Annotated in this window: 22 protein-coding genes; 16 read left to right on the top strand and 6 right to left on the bottom strand. The window is 42.0% G+C overall.

Features of this window, described 5'->3' with window-relative positions:
* Positions 1 to 3: 3 nt before the first annotated feature.
* The 11 genes from nuoH to A7P55_RS08285 all read left to right on the top strand — a co-directional run bounded on the left by nuoH (position 4) and on the right by A7P55_RS08285 (position 11,679).
* Positions 4 to 1,020 (top strand): NADH-quinone oxidoreductase subunit NuoH, encoded by a 1,017-nt coding sequence (nuoH, locus tag A7P55_RS08335; protein ID WP_004804775.1) that lies wholly within the window; start codon positions 4 to 6, stop codon positions 1,018 to 1,020.
* 18 nt (positions 1,021 to 1,038) lie between these two features.
* Positions 1,039 to 1,581, top strand: a complete 543-nt coding sequence (gene nuoI / locus A7P55_RS08330; protein WP_004655439.1) for an NADH-quinone oxidoreductase subunit NuoI — start codon at positions 1,039 to 1,041, stop codon at positions 1,579 to 1,581.
* Entirely contained in the window at positions 1,581 to 2,099 is a 519-nt protein-coding gene (gene nuoJ / locus A7P55_RS08325) for an NADH-quinone oxidoreductase subunit J (protein ID WP_171061079.1), read from the top strand. Before nuoI ends, nuoJ begins: the two co-directional genes overlap by 1 nt.
* Positions 2,099 to 2,407, top strand: coding sequence for an NADH-quinone oxidoreductase subunit NuoK (nuoK, locus tag A7P55_RS08320; RefSeq protein ID WP_004655436.1), 309 nt, complete (start codon positions 2,099 to 2,101; stop codon positions 2,405 to 2,407). Before nuoJ ends, nuoK begins: the two co-directional genes overlap by 1 nt.
* On the top strand, positions 2,404 to 4,299 hold the full coding sequence (gene nuoL, locus A7P55_RS08315; protein ID WP_171551782.1) for an NADH-quinone oxidoreductase subunit L: 1,896 nt from the start codon (positions 2,404 to 2,406) through the stop codon (positions 4,297 to 4,299). The genes nuoK and nuoL overlap by 4 nt, the downstream gene beginning before the upstream one ends.
* Position 4,300: 1 nt before the next feature.
* Positions 4,301 to 5,899: an NADH-quinone oxidoreductase subunit M gene (nuoM, locus tag A7P55_RS08310; protein ID WP_171551781.1), complete on the top strand. Its 1,599-nt coding sequence runs from the start codon at positions 4,301 to 4,303 to the stop codon at positions 5,897 to 5,899.
* Positions 5,900 to 5,902: 3 nt separating this feature from the next.
* Positions 5,903 to 7,399, top strand: a complete 1,497-nt coding sequence (nuoN, locus tag A7P55_RS08305) for an NADH-quinone oxidoreductase subunit NuoN (protein ID WP_004804782.1) — start codon at positions 5,903 to 5,905, stop codon at positions 7,397 to 7,399.
* Positions 7,400 to 7,505: 106 nt separating this feature from the next.
* A complete protein-coding gene (upp, locus tag A7P55_RS08300) occupies positions 7,506 to 8,141 on the top strand; it encodes a uracil phosphoribosyltransferase (RefSeq protein ID WP_017402053.1) in 636 nt (211 codons plus the stop codon).
* A 123-nt stretch (positions 8,142 to 8,264) separates the two neighbouring features.
* Positions 8,265 to 8,555: a cold shock domain-containing protein gene (locus A7P55_RS08295; protein WP_004804787.1), complete on the top strand. Its 291-nt coding sequence runs from the start codon at positions 8,265 to 8,267 to the stop codon at positions 8,553 to 8,555.
* 110 nt (positions 8,556 to 8,665) lie between these two features.
* The gene (locus tag A7P55_RS08290) at positions 8,666 to 9,355 is read left to right on the top strand and encodes a cold shock domain-containing protein (RefSeq protein ID WP_171551845.1); all 690 of its coding nucleotides are present in this window, start codon (positions 8,666 to 8,668) and stop codon (positions 9,353 to 9,355) included.
* 212 nt (positions 9,356 to 9,567) lie between these two features.
* Positions 9,568 to 11,679, top strand: a complete 2,112-nt coding sequence (locus A7P55_RS08285; RefSeq protein WP_171551844.1) for a TonB-dependent siderophore receptor — start codon at positions 9,568 to 9,570, stop codon at positions 11,677 to 11,679.
* A gap of 50 nt (positions 11,680 to 11,729) precedes the next feature.
* Here the strand turns inward: A7P55_RS08285 and gigC are convergent, their stop codons facing one another.
* Positions 11,730 to 12,614 (bottom strand): LysR family transcriptional regulator GigC, encoded by an 885-nt coding sequence (gene gigC, locus A7P55_RS08280; RefSeq protein WP_171551780.1) that lies wholly within the window; start codon positions 12,612 to 12,614, stop codon positions 11,730 to 11,732.
* Positions 12,615 to 12,698: 84 nt separating this feature from the next.
* On the opposite strand from gigC, the gene A7P55_RS08275 reads away from it, so the two are divergent.
* The gene (locus A7P55_RS08275; RefSeq protein WP_023270726.1) at positions 12,699 to 13,460 is read left to right on the top strand and encodes a ferredoxin--NADP reductase; all 762 of its coding nucleotides are present in this window, start codon (positions 12,699 to 12,701) and stop codon (positions 13,458 to 13,460) included.
* Positions 13,461 to 13,482: 22 nt separating this feature from the next.
* Here the strand turns inward: A7P55_RS08275 and A7P55_RS08270 are convergent, their stop codons facing one another.
* The gene (locus tag A7P55_RS08270) at positions 13,483 to 13,905 is read right to left on the bottom strand and encodes a hypothetical protein (RefSeq protein WP_004804795.1); all 423 of its coding nucleotides are present in this window, start codon (positions 13,903 to 13,905) and stop codon (positions 13,483 to 13,485) included.
* A gap of 203 nt (positions 13,906 to 14,108) precedes the next feature.
* On the opposite strand from A7P55_RS08270, the gene A7P55_RS08265 reads away from it, so the two are divergent.
* The 3 genes from A7P55_RS08265 to A7P55_RS08255 all read left to right on the top strand — a co-directional run bounded on the left by A7P55_RS08265 (position 14,109) and on the right by A7P55_RS08255 (position 16,518).
* A complete protein-coding gene (locus A7P55_RS08265; RefSeq protein ID WP_004655414.1) occupies positions 14,109 to 14,309 on the top strand; it encodes a hypothetical protein in 201 nt (66 codons plus the stop codon).
* 229 nt (positions 14,310 to 14,538) lie between these two features.
* Complete coding sequence (locus A7P55_RS08260) at positions 14,539 to 16,125, top strand: mechanosensitive ion channel (protein WP_171551779.1); 1,587 nt, start codon at positions 14,539 to 14,541, stop codon at positions 16,123 to 16,125.
* 213 nt (positions 16,126 to 16,338) lie between these two features.
* Positions 16,339 to 16,518 (top strand): hypothetical protein, encoded by a 180-nt coding sequence (locus tag A7P55_RS08255; protein ID WP_004804800.1) that lies wholly within the window; start codon positions 16,339 to 16,341, stop codon positions 16,516 to 16,518.
* 50 nt (positions 16,519 to 16,568) lie between these two features.
* Here the strand turns inward: A7P55_RS08255 and A7P55_RS08250 are convergent, their stop codons facing one another.
* Positions 16,569 to 17,765, bottom strand: a complete 1,197-nt coding sequence (locus A7P55_RS08250) for an NAD(P)/FAD-dependent oxidoreductase (RefSeq protein WP_171551778.1) — start codon at positions 17,763 to 17,765, stop codon at positions 16,569 to 16,571.
* A 141-nt stretch (positions 17,766 to 17,906) separates the two neighbouring features.
* On the opposite strand from A7P55_RS08250, the gene A7P55_RS08245 reads away from it, so the two are divergent.
* Positions 17,907 to 18,272: a hypothetical protein gene (locus A7P55_RS08245; RefSeq protein WP_171551777.1), complete on the top strand. Its 366-nt coding sequence runs from the start codon at positions 17,907 to 17,909 to the stop codon at positions 18,270 to 18,272.
* 43 nt (positions 18,273 to 18,315) lie between these two features.
* On the opposite strand, the gene A7P55_RS08240 is transcribed toward A7P55_RS08245, so the two are convergent.
* The 3 genes from A7P55_RS08240 to A7P55_RS08230 form a co-directional block, all read right to left on the bottom strand.
* Positions 18,316 to 19,182, bottom strand: a complete 867-nt coding sequence (locus A7P55_RS08240) for a pyridoxal-phosphate dependent enzyme (RefSeq protein ID WP_171551776.1) — start codon at positions 19,180 to 19,182, stop codon at positions 18,316 to 18,318.
* 66 nt (positions 19,183 to 19,248) lie between these two features.
* Positions 19,249 to 20,316 (bottom strand): HlyD family secretion protein, encoded by a 1,068-nt coding sequence (locus A7P55_RS08235; RefSeq protein WP_225761715.1) that lies wholly within the window; start codon positions 20,314 to 20,316, stop codon positions 19,249 to 19,251.
* A 119-nt stretch (positions 20,317 to 20,435) separates the two neighbouring features.
* A complete protein-coding gene (locus A7P55_RS08230; protein WP_171551774.1) occupies positions 20,436 to 22,082 on the bottom strand; it encodes an MFS transporter in 1,647 nt (548 codons plus the stop codon).
* Positions 22,083 to 22,088 lie beyond the last annotated feature (6 nt).

Genomic DNA, 22,088 nt, shown 5'->3' with positions numbered 1-22,088 from the left:
TTCATGAATCAAGAAATTATACGTCAAACGCCACTTTGGGCTGAGAACTGGCCAATCGCTTATTCAGTGATTCAGGCGATTGTGATCTTGCTGGTGGTGGTTTTGGTTGCTGCTTTGATGTCATTTATTGAGCGTCGTCTCTTGGCATTATGGCAAGACCGTTATGGTCCAAACCGTGTCGGTCCGGGTGGTATGTTCCAGATCGTTGCCGACATGCTTAAGATCATGTTCAAAGAAGACTGGACACCAAAGTTTGCTGATAAGCTGACTTTCCGTTTAGCACCAGCAGTTGCGATGGCAACTGCGGTACTTTCATTCATGGTGATTCCAGTAAGTCCGACACTGGGCGTTGCGGACATGAGTATCGGCCTATTGTTCTTTATGGCAATGGCAGGTATTGCAGTTTATGCAGTGTTATTTGGTGGTTGGGCGTCTAATAACAAATACTCATTACTCGGTGGTCTTCGTTCTGCTGCTCAAACCATTTCTTATGAAGTGTTCTTGGGTATCTCGTTGATGGGTGTGGTTGCGATTGCAGGTTCATTCAACCTTCGTGAAATTGTTGAAGCACAACGTGATATGTGGTTCATCATTCCTCAGTTCTTAGGTTTCTTGATCTTTGTGGTTGCGGGTGTTGCGGTCACGCACCGTCACCCATTTGACCAACCAGAAGCTGAACAAGAATTGGCTGAAGGTTACCATGTTGAATATGGTGGTATGAAGTGGGGGATGTTCTTCGTTGCGGAATACGTCAACGTTGTTTTGATCTCGGCTTTGATCGTGACTTTATTCTTCGGCGGATGGCTTGCACCATTTAACTTAGAAATTCCATTTGTTCCACCATTATTCTGGTTCGTGATTAAAACAGCATTCTTTGTAATGATGTTTGTCTTGGCTCGTGGCTCGTTAATGCGTCCACGTTATGACCAAGTGATGAACTTTGGTTGGAAAGTTTGTTTGCCATTGGCGTTGGTCAACTTGTTAGTGACTGGTGCTGTGATTCTGATGAATCAGGCCTAGGACAGCAGGGAGTACAAAATGTATAAAATTCTAGCTGGCTTTGGATCGATTGTACGTTCGTTATGGATGGTGTTCAGCCATGTAACACGTAAACGTGACACGATCTTATATCCAGAAGTACCGGGTGAACAAATTGCGCCTCCACGCTATCGCGGTCGTATCGTATTAACGCGTGATCCAGATGGTGAAGAGCGTTGTGTGGCATGTAACCTTTGTGCGGTTGCATGTCCAGTGGGCTGTATTTCATTGCAAAAAGCGGAAAAAGAAGATGGACGTTGGTATCCAGAATTTTTCCGTATTAACTTCTCTCGCTGCATTTTCTGCGGTATGTGTGAAGAAGCATGTCCAACCACAGCGATTCAGATGACACCAGATTTCGAACTGGGTGAATATGTACGTCAAGACTTGGTGTATGAGAAAGAAAACTTACTCATTTCTGGACCGGGTAAATATCCTGACTACAATTTCTATCGTGTAACCGGTATGGCTGTGAGCGGTAAAGAAAAAGGTCAAGCACAAAAAGAAAGTGCACCAGTAGATGTACGGAGCTTATTACCATGATGTGGCCATTTTATTTGATGGCACTTGTGGCCATTGTTTCGACAGTACGTGTGGTGACCAACACCAATCCTGTGCATGCATTACTTAGCTTGATCGTTTCTCTTCTTGCGGTTGCTGGCATTTTCATGATCGTGGGGGCGCCGTTTGCGGCTGCCCTTGAGATCATCGTGTATGCAGGTGCGATCATGGTCTTGTTCGTCTTCGTTGTCATGATGTTGAACCTTGGACAAGATACCATTGAACAAGAAAGCAAATGGTTGACTTCAGATGCTTGGGCTTTTCCTGCACTGATGAGCTTTTTATTGGGCTTAATCTTGGTGTGGATGCTCGGTGGTGAATACACCACGATTTCTGCACCAATGGGGACAGAAGTTGTTGGGCCTAAAGCAGTCGGTCAAGCACTATTTACTCACTATCTATTATTGGTAGAAGTTGCCGCGATGTTATTGCTTGCAGCACTTGTTGCAGCATTCCACTTAGGCAAACGTGAACCAGGTGCAGAAGAGGATAAAGAATAATGGGACACATCCCTTTAGAACATGGTTTGATCGTTGCAACCATCCTTTTTGCACTGGGTTTTTACGGTGTAATGGTGCGACGCAACCTTTTATTTATGCTAATGAGCCTTGAAGTGATGATGAATGCCGCTGCATTGGCATTCGTTTTAGCAGGTAGCGTTTGGGCGCAGCCAGATGGACAGATCATGTTCATCTTGATTCTGACGCTTGCTGCAGCAGAGGCATGTATTGGTCTTGCGATCGTCCTTCAGTTTTATCATCGCTTCCATCACTTGGATGTGGATGCTGCTAGTGAGATGCGCGGATGAGTACATTATATTTAACCGTTTTATTTCCGCTCATTGGTTTTATCCTTTTAGCGGCAGGGCGTGACAAACTTTCTGAAAATGTAGCTGCCATTATTGGCGTTGGTTCAGTGGGTTTATCTGCGTTATTTGCTTTAATTGCCGGTCTGGCATTTACCAGCAGTGGTCAAACCGTTTTTGTTCAACACTTATGGACTTGGTTCAGTGTTGGCGGTTTTGAGCCAGGCATCAGCTTACAGTTAGACGGCTTGTCATTATTGATGACAGGTATGGTGACAGGTGTTGGTTTCCTGATTCACATCTTCGCATCATGGTATATGCGTGGTGAAGAAGGTTATGCGCGTTTCTTCTCTTATTTCAACCTATTCGTTGCCAGCATGTTGTTGTTGGTCTTGGGCGATAACTTGGCGTTATTGTTCTTAGGTTGGGAAGGCGTAGGTCTGTGCTCTTACTTATTGATTGGTTTCTATTACTCAAACCCTGCAAATGGTTGGGCGGCGATCAAGGCATTCACCGTAACACGTGTGGGTGACGTATTCTTACTCATCGCATTGTTCTTGCTCTATCAACAGTTTGGTACGTTGAATATTCAGTACATTGTTGAAAATGCAGCGACTGTGATGACGCAAAGCTCATCATTGTCGATCTGGACAGCATTGATGTTGTTCTTGGGTGCGGCAGGTAAATCAGCGCAAATTCCATTACAAACATGGTTAGCCGATGCGATGGCTGGTCCTACACCAGTATCTGCATTGATCCACGCGGCAACAATGGTGACAGCAGGTGTGTACTTATGCTGCCGTATGTTCTCTGTGATGGAAATGGCACCAGAAGTAATGCAGTTCATCTCGATTACAGGTGCTGTAACTTTGCTGGTTGCTGGCTTTGCCGCATTGGTGCAAACCGATATCAAACGTATCTTGGCTTACTCAACCATGAGTCAGTTGGGTTATATGTTTATGGCAGTGGGTGCTGAAGCATACCAAGCTGGTTTATTCCACATGTTGGCTCATGCATTCTTCAAAGCGTTATTGTTCCTTTCTTCAGGTGCCGTAATTCTTGCATGTCATCACGAACAAAACATTTTCAAAATGGGTGGATTACGTCACAAGATTCCATTCGTATTCTGGTGTTTCGTGATCGGTGGTGGCGCATTGGCAGCACTTCCAATCGTGACGGTTGGCTTCTTCTCTAAAGATGCGATCTTGGGCGCGGTATATGCTCAATCGACCATTGCTAACCTTCCGCTTTACCATACTTTGTACTGGGTGGGTGTTGCAGGTGCATTCTTAACGTCTATCTATACTTTCCGTTTAATCTGGGTGGTATTCTTCGGCGAAGAGAAAACCCATGCACATGCCATTCATGGCGTGACGTATTGGGGTCCACTTGCGATTCTTGCTACGTTATCAACAGGTATTGGTTACTTCTTGCAAGCGCCAGTTGCCAAGTTATTGACGACTGCAAATATTCCAAGTTTTGTGATTCCAGAAACATTAGAAGCTGCAGTTTCGCATGCTGAGCATTTAGCAAGTGGTGTTGCCCTCGCTGGTTTAGCTGTGGGTATCTTCTTGTTTGCTTTTGCATATGGTGCAGTAAAAGCTTTTGCTCAAACGTCTTTGGGTGCTGGTTTAGCGCACATTTGCCGTACAGCATTTGGTTTCGATGCGTTGTATGACATCGTCTTTGTAAAACCTTATTTATTGATTGCGAAAATTTTAGGTCGTGATCCAGTTGACGGTTTATGGTTAGTACTCCCTGCTATTGTGAAGGGTGGTAATAGCTTTACAAGTTCGCGTCAAACAGGTTCATTACGTGAATACGCTTCAAGCATGTCACTCGGTGTAGTGGTGTTATTGATGATCTTGATCGTGATTCAGGTTGTGGGGAAATAAAATGGAAAACAATTTAATTTTACCCGCACTGATTTTAGTTCCTTTCATTGCTGGTTTTATTTGTTGGTTAGTCGATAAATACGACCAACATTTGCCGCGCTGGATTGCCTTGATTGGTATGCTCATTACCTTCGGTTTGGGCATAGCACTGTGGCAAAGTGGTACATTTAGCTACGAGCTGGGCGGTAAAGTCCCGACTTGGGCGGCTGAATTCCATCTTCCTTGGATTCAGACTTTAGGCATTAGCATTCACTTAGCGGTGGATGGTTTATCTCTCCTTATGGTGTTGTTGACTGCATTACTGGGTGTACTTGCAGTGGGCTGTTCATGGGGTGAGATTCAAAAGAACGTTGGTTTCTTCCATTTAAACTTACTTTGGAGTTTAGGTGGGGTAATCGGTGTATTCTTGGCGATTGACTTATTCCTGTTCTTCTTCTTCTGGGAGATGATGCTTGTACCAATCTATTTCTTGATTGCGTTATGGGGTCACTCAGGGTCGAATGGTCGTTCGCGTGTTTATGCTGCAACCAAATTCTTCTTATATACTCAAATCGCTGGTTTGATCATGTTGATTGGTATCTTAGGCCTTGTGGTCTATGGATACATGATGACAGGTATGATCGGTTTCGATTACAACTACCTATTGGCTGTTGCGAACCACTTACCACCTGAAGTTGCTTATGCATTCATGCTGTGTTTCTTCATCGGTTTTGCGGTGAAATTACCGGTATTCCCATTACACGGCTGGTTGCCTGATGCGCATGCGCAAGCACCAACAGCGGGTTCTGTGGACTTGGCTGGTATTTTGATTAAAACAGCAGCGTATGGTTTACTTCGTTTCGTAATTCCATTCTTCCCGGCTGCATCAGCACAATTTGCTGATATCGCCATTATTTTGGGTCTGATTGGTATTTTCTACGGTGCATTCTTAGCGTACCAACAAACAGATATGAAACGTCTGCTTGCGTATACTTCTATTTCGCACATGGGTTTCATCTTACTTGCAATTTATGCAGGTAACATCCTGACCTTCCAAGGCCTGATGATCATGATGTTGGCGCATGGCTTGTCATCTGCTGCATTGTTCATTATGTCTGGTCAAGTGTATGAGCGTTTACATACACGTGATTTACGTTTGATGGGCGGTCTTCGTGGTCAGCTGCAATACTTGCCATTCTTCTTGATGTTCTTTGTTGCAGCATTGGTTGGTGTACCAGGTTTAGGTAACTTTATTGGTGAATTCCTGATCTTGATGGGTTCATTCAAATCTTATCCAGCGTTCACCATCATCGCAGCAGTGAGCTTGGTATTTGCGGGTCTATATGGTCTGATCTTGATTCACAAAGCATTGTTTGGTGAGCCAAATCCAGAGCAAAAACAGCACTATACTAGTCCGCTTAAGGATCTATCTGCTCGTGAAGTGAGCATTTTGATGATCTGTGCGATCGGTTTGCTTTGGTTAGGTATGTATCCGCAAACATTCTTGGATATGTCTCATTCAAGCATGCAATGGTTAGTCAATAGTTATATGCCAGTACAAGACGTTGTCGAGACTGTTCAACAGGCAGCAACTCAACTTGAACATGTGGAGATGCAATAAATTATGAACTTCACAATTTCTTTTTCTGAGCTAATGCCACTGGCTCCCGTGATGATTGTGGCTTTGACCGCAATTGTCGTGATGTTATTAACTGCGATTAAACGTAATCACAATCTGATTGCAACAACTTCGGTTGTGGGTTTAAACCTTGCTGCAATTTATATTGGATACACCATGTTTAGTGGGCACTTTGCACCAGTAAACGTGATGGGTATGTTCATGGTTGATCCATTTACCATGCTCTATCAATTCTTGATTCTGATTGCTGCTTTAGCGTGCTGTACTTTATCTCATGCCTATATTGAGACCTATAAGGACAACCGCGAAGAGTTGTATATCTTGTTACTGTGCTCAGTGACAGGTGCAATGTTGTTGGTTTCAAGCTCACACTATGCAGCATTCTTCATCAGCTTAGAGTTGATGTCGATTCCTGTATACGGCATGTTGGCGTATACCTATCAACGTAGTCAGTCTTTGGAAGCGGGGATTAAATACCTTGTGCTTTCAGCGACTGCTTCTGCAATGTTGCTCATGGGTATGGCCTATATCTATGCCTATACAGGTTCATTGTCGTTCTATGACTCTGTTCAGGCATTGTTTACTGCAATCAAACAACCGATGGTGTTATTGGGCTTAGGTTTAATTATCTTTGCTGTTGCATTCAAACTTTCACTTGCGCCATTCCATAAATGGACGCCAGATGTGTATGCAGGTGCACCAGCACCTATGGCAACCTTCTTGGCAACGGCTGCGAAAGTTGCAACGATTGGTCTATTTGTACGTTACTTACTGACTTCTGGTGCAATCTTGGTTGAATCATTAGTGACAGTAATTACCATCATTGCGGTATTGTCGATCGTGGTGGGTAACTTACTTGCAGTTCGTCAAGTCAATTTGAAACGTATCTTGGGTTATTCATCGATTGCACACTTCGGTTATTTACTAATTGCTTTAATCAGCATGACTTACGCAAGTCTTGGTAGCGTCACTGTTTATGTAATTACCTATGTATTGACCACAATCGGTGCATTTGGTGCGGTTGCATTAATGTCGAGCCCGTATAACAACGTTGATGAAGCACAAAGCCTTGCAGACTACCGTGGTTTGTTCTGGCGCCGTCCGATCTTGACTGCAACATTAACCGTGATGATGTTATCTTTGGCAGGTATTCCATTAACAGCAGGCTTCATTGGTAAGTTCCTGGTTGTAATGGCTGCGGTGACAACGCAACACTGGTTCTTGGCGGCAATGATCGTGGTGGGTAGTGGTATCGGTTTGTACTACTATTTACGTGTGATGGTGGTGATGTATATGACTCCACCAGATGTACCTCGTATCGATGCAGATGCGCATTGGGGGAGTAAAGTCGGTGGTCTTATGGTGCTTGCTGCTGCGTTATTAGTATTGGTGATGGGTGTTTATCCAGATCCAATGATTAACTTGGCATTGAAGGCAGAGATCCTTTCTCCATTGCACTTTATGTTGTCTCAACAACAGTAATCGTCGGATTTGTACAAAAAAGCCTCCAAAGTTGGAGGCTTTTTTATTGATGAGTAAAAAAACACTTTATAATGGAACGAGATTAATATTACCTAGGTACTCATTCGTGTCGATTCAAGAAATCCGTCATCCGCTTATTCGCCATAAACTTGGTTTATTACGTCGTTCAGATATTAGTACCAAGAACTTTCGTGAATTAGCGCAAGAAGTCACGATGTTACTGACTTATGAAGCAACAAAGGATCTTCCTGTTGTTGATCATGAAATTGATGGGTGGGCAGGGAAAGTCTCAACTCAGCGTATCGCAGGGAAGAAAATCACCATTGTTCCGATCTTGCGTGCTGGTATTGGTATGCTTGAGGGTGTTCTTAGCCTGATTCCAAGCGCGAAAGTAAGTGTCTTAGGTTTAGAGCGTGATGAAGCAACTTTGGAAGTGCGCACGTACTATAAAAAGTTAGTGCCTGATGTTGCCAATCGCTTAGCCATGATTATTGATCCAATGCTTGCGACAGGTAATTCTTTAATTGCTGCAATTGATGTATTGAAAGCAAGTGGCTGTAAAGATATTCGTGTCATGGTCTTGGTTGCTGCACCAGAAGGTGTTGCCAAAGTAGAAGCTGCACATCCAGATGTGTTGATCTATACCGCATCGATTGACCAAGGTCTGAATGAAGAAGGCTATATTGTTCCTGGTCTGGGTGATGCTGGCGACAAGATTTTTGGTAGTGTTCAAAAAGACTGATTTTTGAAACATTCATAAAAAGAGACTTGATCTCATCCTGAAGTTGTTTTGGGGATAGATTGAAAGTCTCTTTTTTATTTTTATATACTGTGATTATTAGATTTGCAAAGTAGGATAAATGTCATGAAGCAAGAGTTCTATCAGGGAAAAATTAAACAATATAATCCAGACAAAGGCTTTGGCTTTATTGGGACCTCTGAAGGGGATGTGTTTTTTCATATTTCAGAGTATCCAGCAGGTGGTGAGCCGAAAAGAAATGAAAAAGTGAAATTTGTGGTCGTTGAAAATGACGGGAAGTACAAAGCCACAAAAATTGAGCTTGTTGATCCAAACCCAGCGAAAACCAGAAAAACTAAAATAGCGACGCATAATAATTCGATCACATCTGAGTTGTTATCAAATTTCAGACGTTAATTTTTCTGCAATGGTTTGACCTGAACTGGGTTGAAATTTTTAGAGAAAAGAGGCTTTTAGCCTCTTTTTTTATTAGAATAGACGGAATATAAAAATAGAGTGTTAATGTGATGTTTCTTGAAGGGAAAATTAAAAAATATAATACTGAACGGGGTTTCGGTTTTATTGAGGTAGAGGGTAAGCAAGAAGATATTTTTTTCCATATTAGTGATTTTCCAAAGATAGCAGGGGAGCCAAAACTCGGAGAAAGACTTAAATTTCTTCTGGTTGAGGATAAAGGGAAATTTAAAGCAGCCAATATTGTGCGTTTGGATTTAAACAATTCGAATATAACCTATGCATCTGTAGCAAATCAGTCCTCTAAAAGATTTATTTCGCAGGAGCATAGTCTATCTAATTCTAAGAAGAGCAAGATATTTACGGTGATGGGACTCATCGTGATTGCAATTTTAATGGTTCTTGTCTTTCAAAAATATCAGTCCTATCAGCAATCGAAAGAGTTAAAAACTGCGCAGCTGATCAATGAGCAAAAACGCATTGTTGAAGAACAACGTAAAGCAATTGGCGAATTACCTGAGCTAAAGTTATCAGAAAAAACGCAGCGCTCACTTGAGTCACATCATCCAGAATCGATTCAAACGGTACAACCTACGAATACTCAGTTTAAGTGTGATGGGCGGACTCATTGTTCACAAATGCATTCTTATGAGGAAGCACTATTTTTTTTAAGAAATTGCCCGAATACCCAAATGGATGGAAATAATGATGGTGAACCCTGCGAGCGACAATTTGGTCGATAAAACAGAGGATTAGGGCTTCAATGACTGAGTGAATATCTAGATTATTTAAATTCTCATCATAAGATTTTCATCACCAATATGTAATAGTTATTATTTTATTAATGATTTTTATTATCATTTGTTAATTTGTCTTATATACTGTGGTCAAATTTTTATCGGGGTTTGATCACTTGAAAAAGAATCTATTATTTTTGTCTCTCATTGCTTTGCCGATGTTTGCTGTTGCAGATGACAATACAGTTTTACCAACGATTACGGTAAAAGCCGATCAACAAGAGAGTTATGCTGCTGGAAAACTTAAGAAAAACTCAAATTTGGGTAGCTTAGGTAATAAAGCTACTATTGATACCCCATTTTCTGTCACGACTTATTCGGAAAAGTTGATTCAAGATCAGCAGGCTGCGACTGTTTCAGAAGTCTTAAGAAATGATCCAAGTATTCGTGAAACAACCAATGCTGGACATTTAAATGAAAATGTTCAAATTCGTGGTTTTAGCGTTGGATTTGAAGACTATAACCTAAATGGCTTGTTTGGAATGGCACCGACTGGGCGTATTCCTACAGATATTCTTGAGTCAGTTACTTTATTAAAAGGCCCAAATGCTTTAGTTGCTGGTATGGCACCAGCAGGTAGTGTTGGTGGTGTTGTAATGGCACAGACTAAACGTGCTAATCGAGACCTTACTCAAGTGTCAGCAAGTTACGAAGATGGGGGCTACTATAAATCAGGTTTTGACGTATCCCGTCGCTTAGGCACAAATAATGAATTTGGTATCCGAGCGAGCGGTTCTTATGGCACAGGTGAACATCTCATTGATGGAATGGACGATACCAATGCAACAGGTGTGCTTGCGCTTGACTATACCACAGACACATTAAAGCTAAACTTTGATGCCTATGCGATGCGAGATGATCGTGAAGGTGGTTCACCGGCAATGGTCTCAATGGGAACAATCAAGCAAGTGATTGCAGCTCCAGATGGCAATAATAACTATTTTCCAAAAATTGAAGGAAAGCAGAATAGCCAATATGCTGGGCTCTCTGGAGAATACAAGTTCAGTCCAGATTTAAAAGTGTTTGCTGGCGTTGGATATACTGAAAAAGAATATTCAGGGCATCTTTTTGGTACGCGCATGATTGTGCAAAATGCTGCAACAAGTGCTGCAACATCTCAATATTATCGGGTGGGTACTCAGGAACACAATGTTGCTGCAAACACTGGTCTTGAAGCAAAGTTTGAAACAGGAAGTATCAAACATACTGTTGGTGTTCGAGCAGATTATTTAACGCGAAAATATTGGCAGCATTATAATAATAAAAATGCAGGATATATCCTTCCAACAACAAACTTTAATACGAATCTTTACAACCCATCATCTGAAGGTGCTATGCCAACAGCATCTCCATATATTGGACCATATGCAGATAATAAATATGTGAGTTACACTTTAACCGATCAGATTTCCCTGTTGAACGATAAGCTTGAGTTCATTGTGGGTGCACGTTATCAAGATATTGATACTAGAACTATACCTGCCTATGCTGCAAGTAGTTACAGTGACGATAAAATTTCACCAAGTCTGGCAATCATTCTCAAACCTTTTGGTGAAAATATATCTTTTTATGCAAGTTATGTTGAAGGTTTATCTGAAGGAAAATCTCTTACTGATCTAAGCTATAAAGATGATATAAATTATAATAAAACTTTTGCTCCTTATCAGACTAAACAATATGAATTAGGTGCAAAAGTTCAGCAGGGTTCATGGTTAAATACTCTGGCGATATATCAAATTGAAAAACCTGATTTGATGACAACAAAGCTTACTGCCCCTGATGCAAATAAGAAAACACAAATTACTACAGATGATGCTAAAACCCGTTCACGTGGGGTTGAATGGACGTTTGCTGGCAATTTAACTCAAGATTTGAGTGTAATTGGAAATATGGCTTATATCGATGCGAAATATAAGAAAACAGCTCTGGCAACAACGACAGGTAAAACCATATATGGTATTCCCGACTTTACTGCAGGGTTGAACCTTAATTATGCGATTCCAACCCTAGATGGTTTAAGCTTAAATGCTGGTGCTACGTATGTAAGCAAACAATATTTAAATAGCGATAATTCTTTAGAGTTGCCTGATTACACTATTTTTGACTTGGGTGCGAAGTATGCGACTAAACTTGGAGGCGTGAATACAATTTTTAGAGCCAATGTTGATAACGTGGCCGATAAAAAGCACTGGGCAGGTGTATTTAACAGTGACTATGCCATTATTGGTGCAGGTCGTACTTATAAACTCGGTGTCAGCTTCGATTTCTAAATGAAAATAAAAAACGCTTCCTATTAGGAAGCGTTTTTTATTGGGATGAACTAAACCTGATTTTCACAAAATTGTAAAAAGGCTTTCAGTCCAGGCCCTTGGTACTTTTGACGATGCACTAACATATAGAGCGGGCGGGTTAATTGCCAGAATGGGGTATCTAAGATCACCAGTTGACCTTTCTCTTGTAGCGGTTCAATTGCTAGGCGTGACACGCATGACATGCCCAAACCACCTGCCACAATTTTTAAGATCGCTTCATTATGACCTAATGTTAAACGGATATTGGCATCGGGTAAATCCTGCAAAATGGCATTATCAAACACTTCACGAGTGCCTGAGCCTTCCTCACGTAGAATCCACTCCACATCTAGGAAATCAGTTGAACTCACGGGGCGATTCAACTGTGCTAAGGGATGATCAGGCGCACAACATACGGCTAGCTCATCATCACGCCAATGGATACATTGCAGTTGAGGTAAATGACAAGACCCTTCGATCAAGGCGAGATCCAATTGGAATTGATTGACTGCTTCAATCATTTGACGGGTATTGCCCACTTGCAGTTGCAGATGTGCTTGTGGATGACGTTGTAAAAATTCAGCCATCAAATCTGGCATTAAATAATCACTAATTGTAAGCGTTGCACCTAAACGCAGATCAATGCTTTGTAATTCACCCTTAGCCGCTTGTTCAAAAGAATCACAGCGACCTAAAATTTCTAAAGCTTGTGGGAGTAAAAACCTCCCCAAATCATTGAGTTGTAAGCGTTTACCCAAACGATCAAAGAGTGGTGCACCTAGACCATCTTCTAAATCGGCTAAAGCCATACTTGCCGCACTTTGTGTAAGTCGGACAGCATCACTCGCTTTGGTTACCGTTCCCTCTTGAGCGACCGCCACGAAAACAGCCAATTGGCGTAATGTCATGCGCATGTTAAATAGCCTTAATGTTTTGAGTATCCATCAATTATTCGATCATGCTAACATGAGCGCACTGTTTCGTGCCACGTTCTCATCATGTCAATTGAAAAATTTAGCGTAGAAAAGGTTTTATCTGTACACCGTTGGACTCATAATCTTTTTAGCTTCACCATGACCCGTCCAGCACATTTCAAATTTACTGCAGGTCAGTTCGCGCGTATTGGTTTAATGGTTGAAGGGGAGCTGGTTGTTCGGGCTTATTCAGTTGTATCTTCACCTTTCGATGAAACTTTAGAATTTTTTTCAATTGTTGTACCTGATGGTGCTTTTACCTCGAATCTGCAACACCTCAAAGTCGGGGATGAGTTGTATCTGGAAAAAATTTCCTATGGCTATTTAACGCTGGCACGTTATCAACAACCTTTACCACAAGATTTATGGTTATTGGGAACAGGCACGGGGCTTGCGCCGTTTTTATCGATGTTACAAGACTTTGAAACATGGAATAAATATCAGCAGATCAATCTGGTCTATAGCGTACGTACGGAATCTGAATTGGCTTATGTCGAGCGTATCCAAGAGATTGCCGACTTATTTGGCGAAGGGCATACCGGCTTTAAGTTTATTCCAATTATTACCCGTGATCCGAATGCCGCTCTGCATGATCGTTTACCTGTTTTAATTGGCAATGGTGAGTTAGAAAAAGCTGCAGGACTCTCTTTTAACCGAGACAGTAGTCATGTGATGCTATGTGGTAATCCACAAATGGTGGAAGATACCAAAGAAGCGCTGAAACAACGCGGTTTAATTATGAATCGTCGTGGTGAAGGGAATATTGCTGTAGAGAATTATTGGTAGAAGCGTGGTGAATGGATATGTCTTAATGTACAAACATATCCATAAATTCACGAATTTCTTGAATGGCGGTATCCACATCCGTGGTTAACCAAGTGGGTTCAAATAAGCCAATATAATGCTCTAGGCGATCTTGTGGGACAACCAGACGCACTGGACAATCCTCTTCGAGTAACCGCCAAGGCAGGATTGGAACTTCATTATCCAAAAAAGGTTGGACATTGCGAATATCGACTATCATCGCATTGATACAATCTGGCAAAGGCATCACCGAAAACTCTTCTGTACGACGACGAAAGTATTCTAAATCGCCCCATTTCAGAATATAGCTCGGCTTATTGAACTCAATAATTCCAATCAAATGTTCATCGCGTGTGTGGTGTAAAAAACATTGATGAGTAACATCAGTGTCTAATTCAAGAGAAACGCTTTGTTGGCTATAGGACATAAAGCAGAATGGCTGAGAAAGGAGGCGCGTATTATAGCTTATTTTAACGCATTCTAAAACCGACTATATTTTAAACAAAAAATTAATAAAAGAAAGTAGAGTTCTGCAACCAGTGCAACGATAGTCCGAAGCTTTTTCACACAATGCAACACTGGGTATTGCTAATATAAAACTTGAAAAGTAAAAGGATGAGGGCTGCTATCATGCATGATTTTAGTAAGCCACAGCCTCATGTGGCCAGCAAAGAAGAAATTACCAAAAAGAGAAGATTACCCGTTTATATTTTGATTATGGTCGGAATCTTCCTGATTGCATTACTTGTTTATATGGTTGCTGATCATTCAGCCAATCCAACTGCTCAAGTGATCATGTCACAGTTGCAGTCGGCCATTCTGAATGCTTAAGCAAGCATATCTTTAGACCAAAACCAATTCATAATAAAGCTCATTGGTGTGAATCAATGAGCTTTTTTGCAATATTGTGAGACTTTTTTGTTGTATTAGTGATGCCATTGATTGATTGGAAAATAGACAAAAACTAAGGTGGAAGCATCCATAAATCATGTTCTTAATTGCAGAACGTTCTTAGGTGGATGTGTATCAAGATTTAAAAACACAATATAAGGATAACAACATGAATGATTTTTTTAGTGACCCCTCCAATCGTGGAGGATTTGATGCAATGTATTATTGGGATCAGTTTCATCCTATTTTTGCTGCAGTTGTCATCCTACTTATAGGGTGGATTGTTGCTTTAGTGATTGCAGCAGGTGTTAAAAAATTACTGCAAAAGCTTGATACCAATCATAAATTGTCTTCTGCAACAGGCCGTACTCCAAATATTGAAAATCTGGTCTCCAAACTGGTGTTCTGGTTTGTGATGATTCTCGCTGTCGTTGGCGCGCTTAATGTTCTAAATATCAGTGGGGTCAGTGATCCATTTAGCAATATGGTGGGTCGCGTGTTGGCTTATATACCTAACTTGCTGGCAGCAGTCGCGGTGGGATTTATTGGCTGGATTATCGCACGTCTGGTTCGTGCGGGGCTGACCAATGTACTTTCTAAAACTGAACTCGACGAGAAGCTGAGTGGCGAAGTTGGTGTCAGTTCACTCAGTAGCAATATTGGTGAAATTTTCTATTGGTTAGTGTTATTACTGTTCTTACCGATTGTCTTATCAATTCTAGGTTTAACAGGGCTTTTAATTCCCGTACAAAACATGGTGAATGAAGCGATTGCTTATCTGCCGAACCTGTTTATTACGGCTGTGATCATTTTCGTGGGCTATGTGTTAGCGAAAATTGTAAGAGGCATTGTTGAAGGCCTCAGTAATAGTCTCGGTTTACAGGCGCAAGCTGAAAAAGTTGGCTTATTTAAGAACTCAAATGTTGCTAAATTCTTAGGTTCATTTGTATTTGCCATCATAATTATTACGACTTTAATCGTGGCTTTTGAAGCCTTGGGTATCCAAGCAATTTCTCAACCTGCAACCGCCATGCTCAATCAGATCATGTATGCAATTCCACAAATCATTGCAGCAGGTTTGATTTTAATTGTAGCTTATATCGTATCGCGTTTTGTGGCACGTTTAGTGGCTGAATTGATTTCGGGTGCAGGGGTCGATGAAATCCCGATGAAGCTTGATTTACAACGCTTCTTGGGACAAACCCGTGTTTCTGATGTGATCGGTTGTTTAATTGTTTTCTTTACCATGTTATTTGCGGTTTCAGAGGCGGCCAATCGACTTGGGCTAGAACAGGTCAGTGTACTGATTGCGATGTTTATCCAGTTTGGCGCAAGTATCCTACTTGGCGCTGTGATCCTCGTGATCGGCTTCTGGTTAGCTAATGTGGTCGCCAATATCGTACAACGTGGTGAATACAACAGTTCACGCTGGTTAGGCAATTTAGTCCGTATCTTAATTATGGGCTTGGTGATTGCAATGGGCTTGAAAGCCATGGGTATTGCGGATTCGATTGTGAATTTGGCTTTCGGTTTAACACTTGGCTCAGTCGCTGTGGCTTTTGCCTTGGCCTTTGGTTTAGGTGGACGTCAACCTGCAGAACGTTTGCTCAGCGATTTGCTGGATAAGGCAAAAACTGAAGCAAAACAACCGAATCCTTTACATAAGGAATCCGTTGAATCTGCGAACCCAACAGCACCAACATCCACCAATACGGTGAATCCAACGCCACCTACACCGCCGTATTCGGATGAATAGAAAAAATAATCTTTGATTTTTTTAATCAATTCGACCACTCTAAGCAGGGTGGTCGTTTTGTTTGTATCGGCGCTATTGGCTTTTGTTTTGGATTGCAATTGGATATTTTGAGTAAAGTTAGAGGGTTTAAATAACAAATTTGACCTCAAAAGCAATTCATTTATAGCTAAAGTATCAATAGTCTCTAAATAAAAAGTCTATAGGAGAATGAAGATGAAGAGGCCAAATCGAGTATTCGCACCGATTATTATTGCAGGCATTACTGTTGGATTCTTGGCGAGTGCTTATAAATTTGTTGTTGCTAAATCAAACTCTTCTAAAGAGAGACCCATTGAAAATACACAACAAATCGCAACTTCAGAAGCAGCAAACTCTTCAGACCACCAAAACTGAAACAGATTTTATTGAAAGTCGCCTGAAGTGCTGTAATTCATATGGTCATATCAGACAAATTGAGCTGCTGCCTGTGCAGAAGACCATGCCCATTGGAAGTTATAGCCACCTAAGTGTCCTGTAACATCCAGCACTTCACCAATAAAATATAAACCTTTCTGTTTTTTGCTTTCCATGGTTTTGGAAGATACTTCACTGGTATCGACCCCGCCGAGTGTGACTTCGGCAGTACGATAGCCTTCAGTACCTGATGGTTTTACCGTAAATGCATGTAATTGCGCTGCAATATGCTCGAGCTGTGCATCACTGAGATTACCAATTGGCGTTTCACTTTGTTCTGCCCAAATTAGTTGTTGTAATTCAAGTACGATACTTTTGGCGGTAAATTCACTGATTAAGGTACGCAGTAACACTTTAGGCTGTGATTTTTTCTTATCTTTAAAAAATTGTGCAAAGTCTTGGCTTGGGAAGAAATCAATTTTAAAGCTTTCCCCAACATGCCAGTAGTTCGAAAGTTGCAGTGAGCTTGGACCACTAAGACCACGATGGGTAAACAGCAAAGCTTCGGTAAATTGATGACGATCATTGATCAAGGTTGCGTCTAATGCATTGCCACTCAAGCGTGTGGTGATTTCTTTAAACTGATCGGAGAAGGTGAAAGGAACTAGACCCGCACGGGTTGGGTAGACATGATGTCCGAACTGTTGTGCCACTTCATAACCAAAACCTGAGCCACCAAGCGTGGGAATGGATAAACCGCCAGTTGCCACCACCAAAGACTCACAGTGATAAGTCCCTTGACTGGTTTCAATCATAAAACTGGAATCTGCCTGAGCCTTAACTTGTTGTACTTCACAGTGGGTGTGAATCTGTACACGTTTGGCTTTGTCACATTCTGAAAGTAAGAGTTCCAGAATCTCTTTAGATCCTTTGAGTGTGAATAATTGCCCGTGTTTGCGTTCTTCATACTCAATGCCGTATTCACAGACCAAGCCGATAAAGTCCCAATTGGTGTAACGGGTTAAGGCTGAGATCACGAAATGCGGGTTTTCAGACAGATAATTGGCAGGTTCGACCTCCAGATTGGTAAAGTTACATTTACCACCCCCTGACATCAAAATCTTTTTGCCAACTTTATTGGCTTTTTCCAAGACCACAACCGAGCGCCCACGTTTGCCTGCTTCTGCAGCCAACATCAAGCCCGATGCACCTGCACCTAAAACAACAACATCAACTTGATGAACCATGGGGAAAATACTCAAGGGAGGAAAAGCGGGCAATTATAGAAGATTTAAAGCCTTTTGAGTATGTTGATTGTTTGATTAAAAAAGATACTTTTAAAATCAAAGCATGTTATAAAATTGGTCTCAATAAAGGGGATAACAATAATGAATGATAAGACTTTTTTAGAAGGCACGCCGCCGAATCAGCAAGACCAACTCAGACAATATACCTTAATTATATATGGGCTTTATGCAGCCAGTATTTTTGTGGGATTGACCAGTATTGCCGCAATTATTATGAACTATATGAAGCGTGACGAGGTAAAAGGAACATGGTTGGCTAGTCATTTTGAGTGGCAAATCAAAACCTTTTGGATCACTCTCATTGCTGCAATCATTGGTTTTATTTTGTCTTTTGTACTCATTGGTATTCCGATTCTCTTTGCAGCATCAATCTGGTTTATTTATCGCATTGTCAAAGGCTTAGTGGTGTTTATGGACAATAAGCCGATTGGTGATGGCTGGTTTTAAGCACTTGATTCGATCAGATGAAAAGTCACTTGAGGGTGGCTTTTTATTTTAAGCGTCCTTGTAATCCACCGGTATGGATCGCCAAAATACGGCTATTTTCCGGAAAATACTGCTGCTGGATTAAATCGAATAGCCCCATCATCATCTTTGCGGTATAGACTTGTTCTAAAGGAATTGCATATTGTTTCTCAAAATGTTGCATAAATTGCAGGAGTTCGGTTGTGGTTTTGGCATAACCTCCACAACAATAAGCATCGGTTAAAGACCAATTACTTTTATTGGTCCACTGTTGAATATCTCGTTTTAGGAAGTCGCCTTTTAATGCAGAAAAGCCTAAAATCTGTTGTTGTTCTGAACTGCTTTCAATTAAGCCTGCAATAGTGCCACCTGTTCCAACTGCACAACAAATCACATCATAATTCTTTCGATCATCTTCGCTCAAAATTTCTTGTGTTCCTTGCAGTGCAAGTGCATTGCTGCCACCTTCTGGAACAATAAAGGCTTGAGGATATTGCTGTTGAAGTTGTTGTAAATATTTGGTTTCATGGCGCAGTCGATACTCAGCCCGACTGACAAAATGCAATTGCATACCAAAATCTTGCGCTGTTTGCAGGGTCTGATTTAAGTCTTGAGTTGCAAGTTCTTCACCACGAATTATGCCAATGCTTTGCAAGCCAAAGTGCTGTGCTGCATAGGCGGTTGCGGCAATATGATTGGAGAATGCTCCACCAAATGTGAGTACTTGGCTCAAACCTTGTTGTTGAGCTGCAAGCAGGTTGTATTTTAGCTTATAAAATTTATTGCCTGAAATGTGAGGATGAATCAGATCTAAACGCTTAATCGTCAGTTGAACCGAACTGGGAAACGCTAATGTTTGATAGGGTGTGGGAAAAGCAATGTGATCAAACATTTTCGAACAAGAGAAATAGATTTGACCACATTGTAAATGGATTTGATTGAGAATGTCAGTGTTGTATTAGGAGTCGGTATCCACGGAGGTAATTACCGACATCCCAGGGCGTAAGTTTTCGATGCCTTTTTGATTTGGATCTATGGCGATACGAACTGAAATACGTTGTACCACCTTGGTAAAGTTACCTGTGGCATTGTCGGGTTTGAGCACGCTGAATTCTGAACCTGCTGCAGGGGAAATCTGTTCAACATGCCCTGTAAATTTCTGATGATTCATCGCATCGACGGTGAAATACGCTTTTTGCCCAATTTTCATATTGGCAATTTGAGTTTCTTTAAAGTTGGCAATCACCCAGGTTTGTGTCGGAATCAAATAAAGTAGTTGTGTTCCCGCTGCAACATATTGACCGACGCGTGGATTGACCTCACCCAATTGTCCATCCAGTGGTGCAACAATGGTGCTGTAGTCTTTGGTGGTATTGGCTTGGTCGAGTTGTGCCTGCGCGCTATTGACTTGTGCTTTTAAGCCAGACTGCGCCACTTGCGCTGTTTTTAAAGCTTCTTGTGCCACCAAGATATTGGCTTCGGCCTGTTTCAGTAAGGCATGATTATTCTGCGCATCTGCCGCGGCTTTATCTTGTTCAGATTTTGACGCTGCACCGCTATCTCCCAATTGTTGGTAGCGTTTTAGCTGAGCCACCGATAAGTCATACTGTGCCTTGACTTGATCCAGTTTGGCTTGTGCGGCCACAACATCGGCCTGACGTTGCGCAATAGCTTGAGTTTGATTGGCAAGACTGTTTTCTGCTTGCTCAACACCAGATGCTGCCTGTGTGACTTTTTGGTCATAGGTGGTGGCATCAATATGCATCAATACCTGACCTTGTTTGACTTGATCAAAGTCTTTGACCAAGACATCTTTAATATAGCCATTGATCTGCGAAGACAGGATGGTGGTTTTACCTTTCACATAGCTATTGTCAGTTTGTTCAACCGCCGTATGGAAGGGGCCAATCCGCCACGCCCATAGAATAATGGTAATACCTACCAATAACACCAATAGCATCCACCACAGGGTCGAGCGTTTGGTCTTGATCAGCTTGCTGGTTGGCGGAGGAGGTGGAGGCGGCATTTGTGCCACAGTTTCAGGCGCCTTTGCTACAGGCGCTGTTTCATTTTGCTCAGTGGTTTGAGCATTATTATCTTCGGGTTTATCTTGTTCTGACATCATCTTTTCTCAATCAAAAAGGATTAACTGGCTGCTTGCAGATTTTTCCGGGTTTTGTATTTATCCCGTGCATATTTAAATAGCCCCCACAGCAATAACACCACCGCAAAAATACCGTTTAATACGATTACATCGTTATAGGCACGTACCTGAGCCTCACGGGTGACCACCTTATTCAGGTTCTGCAAGGCTTGGTTATTTTGTAAAACAGGGTCATTGCTACTGACCATGGCACTATGCTGATAGGTCTGTAAACGCTGTGCCACAATTGGATTTGTCGGATCAAGATTGCTATTGATTTCGACTTTATAATCATAGGTATGACGCTGCTGATAGGTGTTGAAGAAGGATGAGCCGACCAAGCCACCAAAATTCTGTGTGGCTGAAAACAGCACAATAAAGGTCACCACATATTGTGGACCACGTTGTAGGGTACGCATAAAACCCATCAGCAACAGCGGGCCGATAAAGACACCACCTGCAAAGCTGACGAGAAATTGACTGCGGTAAAAGTTGGCAGGACGCACATCACTGGTCAGGTGATAATCCAGTGCACAAGCAATTAAAATCAGGATTTCAGCCAGAAACAAATTCAGAATCAGCCGTTCACGATGAAAGGTCAACGCACTAAATACAGAACCGGCAATGGTGCCGCAGAAAATCACCACATACAGCGGCACAAACTGGTCGGGGCCCATGCCCATGGTCTTAAGAAAATTGACCGCAGCATAGCTTTGTTCTGACATGAGCAAGCGTAGGGCGAAGGCACTGACCACAAAACTGAGTAGATCACCTGCGGCTAACCAACGGGTCATAATCAGTGGATTACGACGATAGTGTTCATAAGTCAATCCCAACACAATCAAACAAAAACCGACGATTAGGGTATAGGCCAACCAAGGACTATTGAACCACCATAAAATCGGCCCTTGGGTGAGTACGATACACAGACAGGCAAAACCGGGTGCAAGCAAGGCAAAGGTAAAGAAGTCCTGCTTCTCGAATACCTCCAAGCGTAGGCTGCGTGGCAGTTTTAACGCCACCACCATGGCAAAACAACAAATTGCCAAACCCAATTCAAAGGTATAAATCACATCCCACTGGTTGGCACTGAGCAGAAAAGGAGAAATGATCCATGCCAAAGGCAGGCCAAGTTGCTGAAAGCCAAAGGCCAAATAAATCCCTTTGGCCATATCCGCCTTACCAAAGGCTTGCATGGTGTAATACATACCGAGCGAGCTTAAAGGCGCAGCTGCCAAACCTGCAATAAAGCGTACAAATAAGGCGACTTCATAGGTTTGAACAAAGATATGTAACACCAGTACACCAATAAAAGCCAATAGGCCAATTTCTGAAAATAAGCGCAAACCATATTGTTGGCGGGCTTTAAACAGAATCAGGTTAGAGCTGACATTGGCCATCACATAAGCCGCAGGTAGCCATGCTGCCTGTGATGGGGTCAAGCCATATTCACCTTGGAAAATTGGTAAATTGGCAATGATAAAACCATTACTTAAACTGGCTGCAATACATATAAACAGGCCAATAAAAAAATAGGCAAAACGTTTTGGTCGGGCATGTGCAATTGCAGCAGGCGAGCCCGGTAAGGTTGGGCGCTCATCAGCAGACCAATCTGGAGGTGTCTCAAGATAGCGAGGGCTTTTATCCATGTTATT

Source organism: Acinetobacter sp. Ac_5812 (assembly GCF_013072695.1).
GTDB lineage: Bacteria > Pseudomonadota > Gammaproteobacteria > Pseudomonadales > Moraxellaceae > Acinetobacter.
Note: the sequence above shows the minus strand (reverse complement) of the source record. Positions and strands in the feature narration are given on the sequence as shown.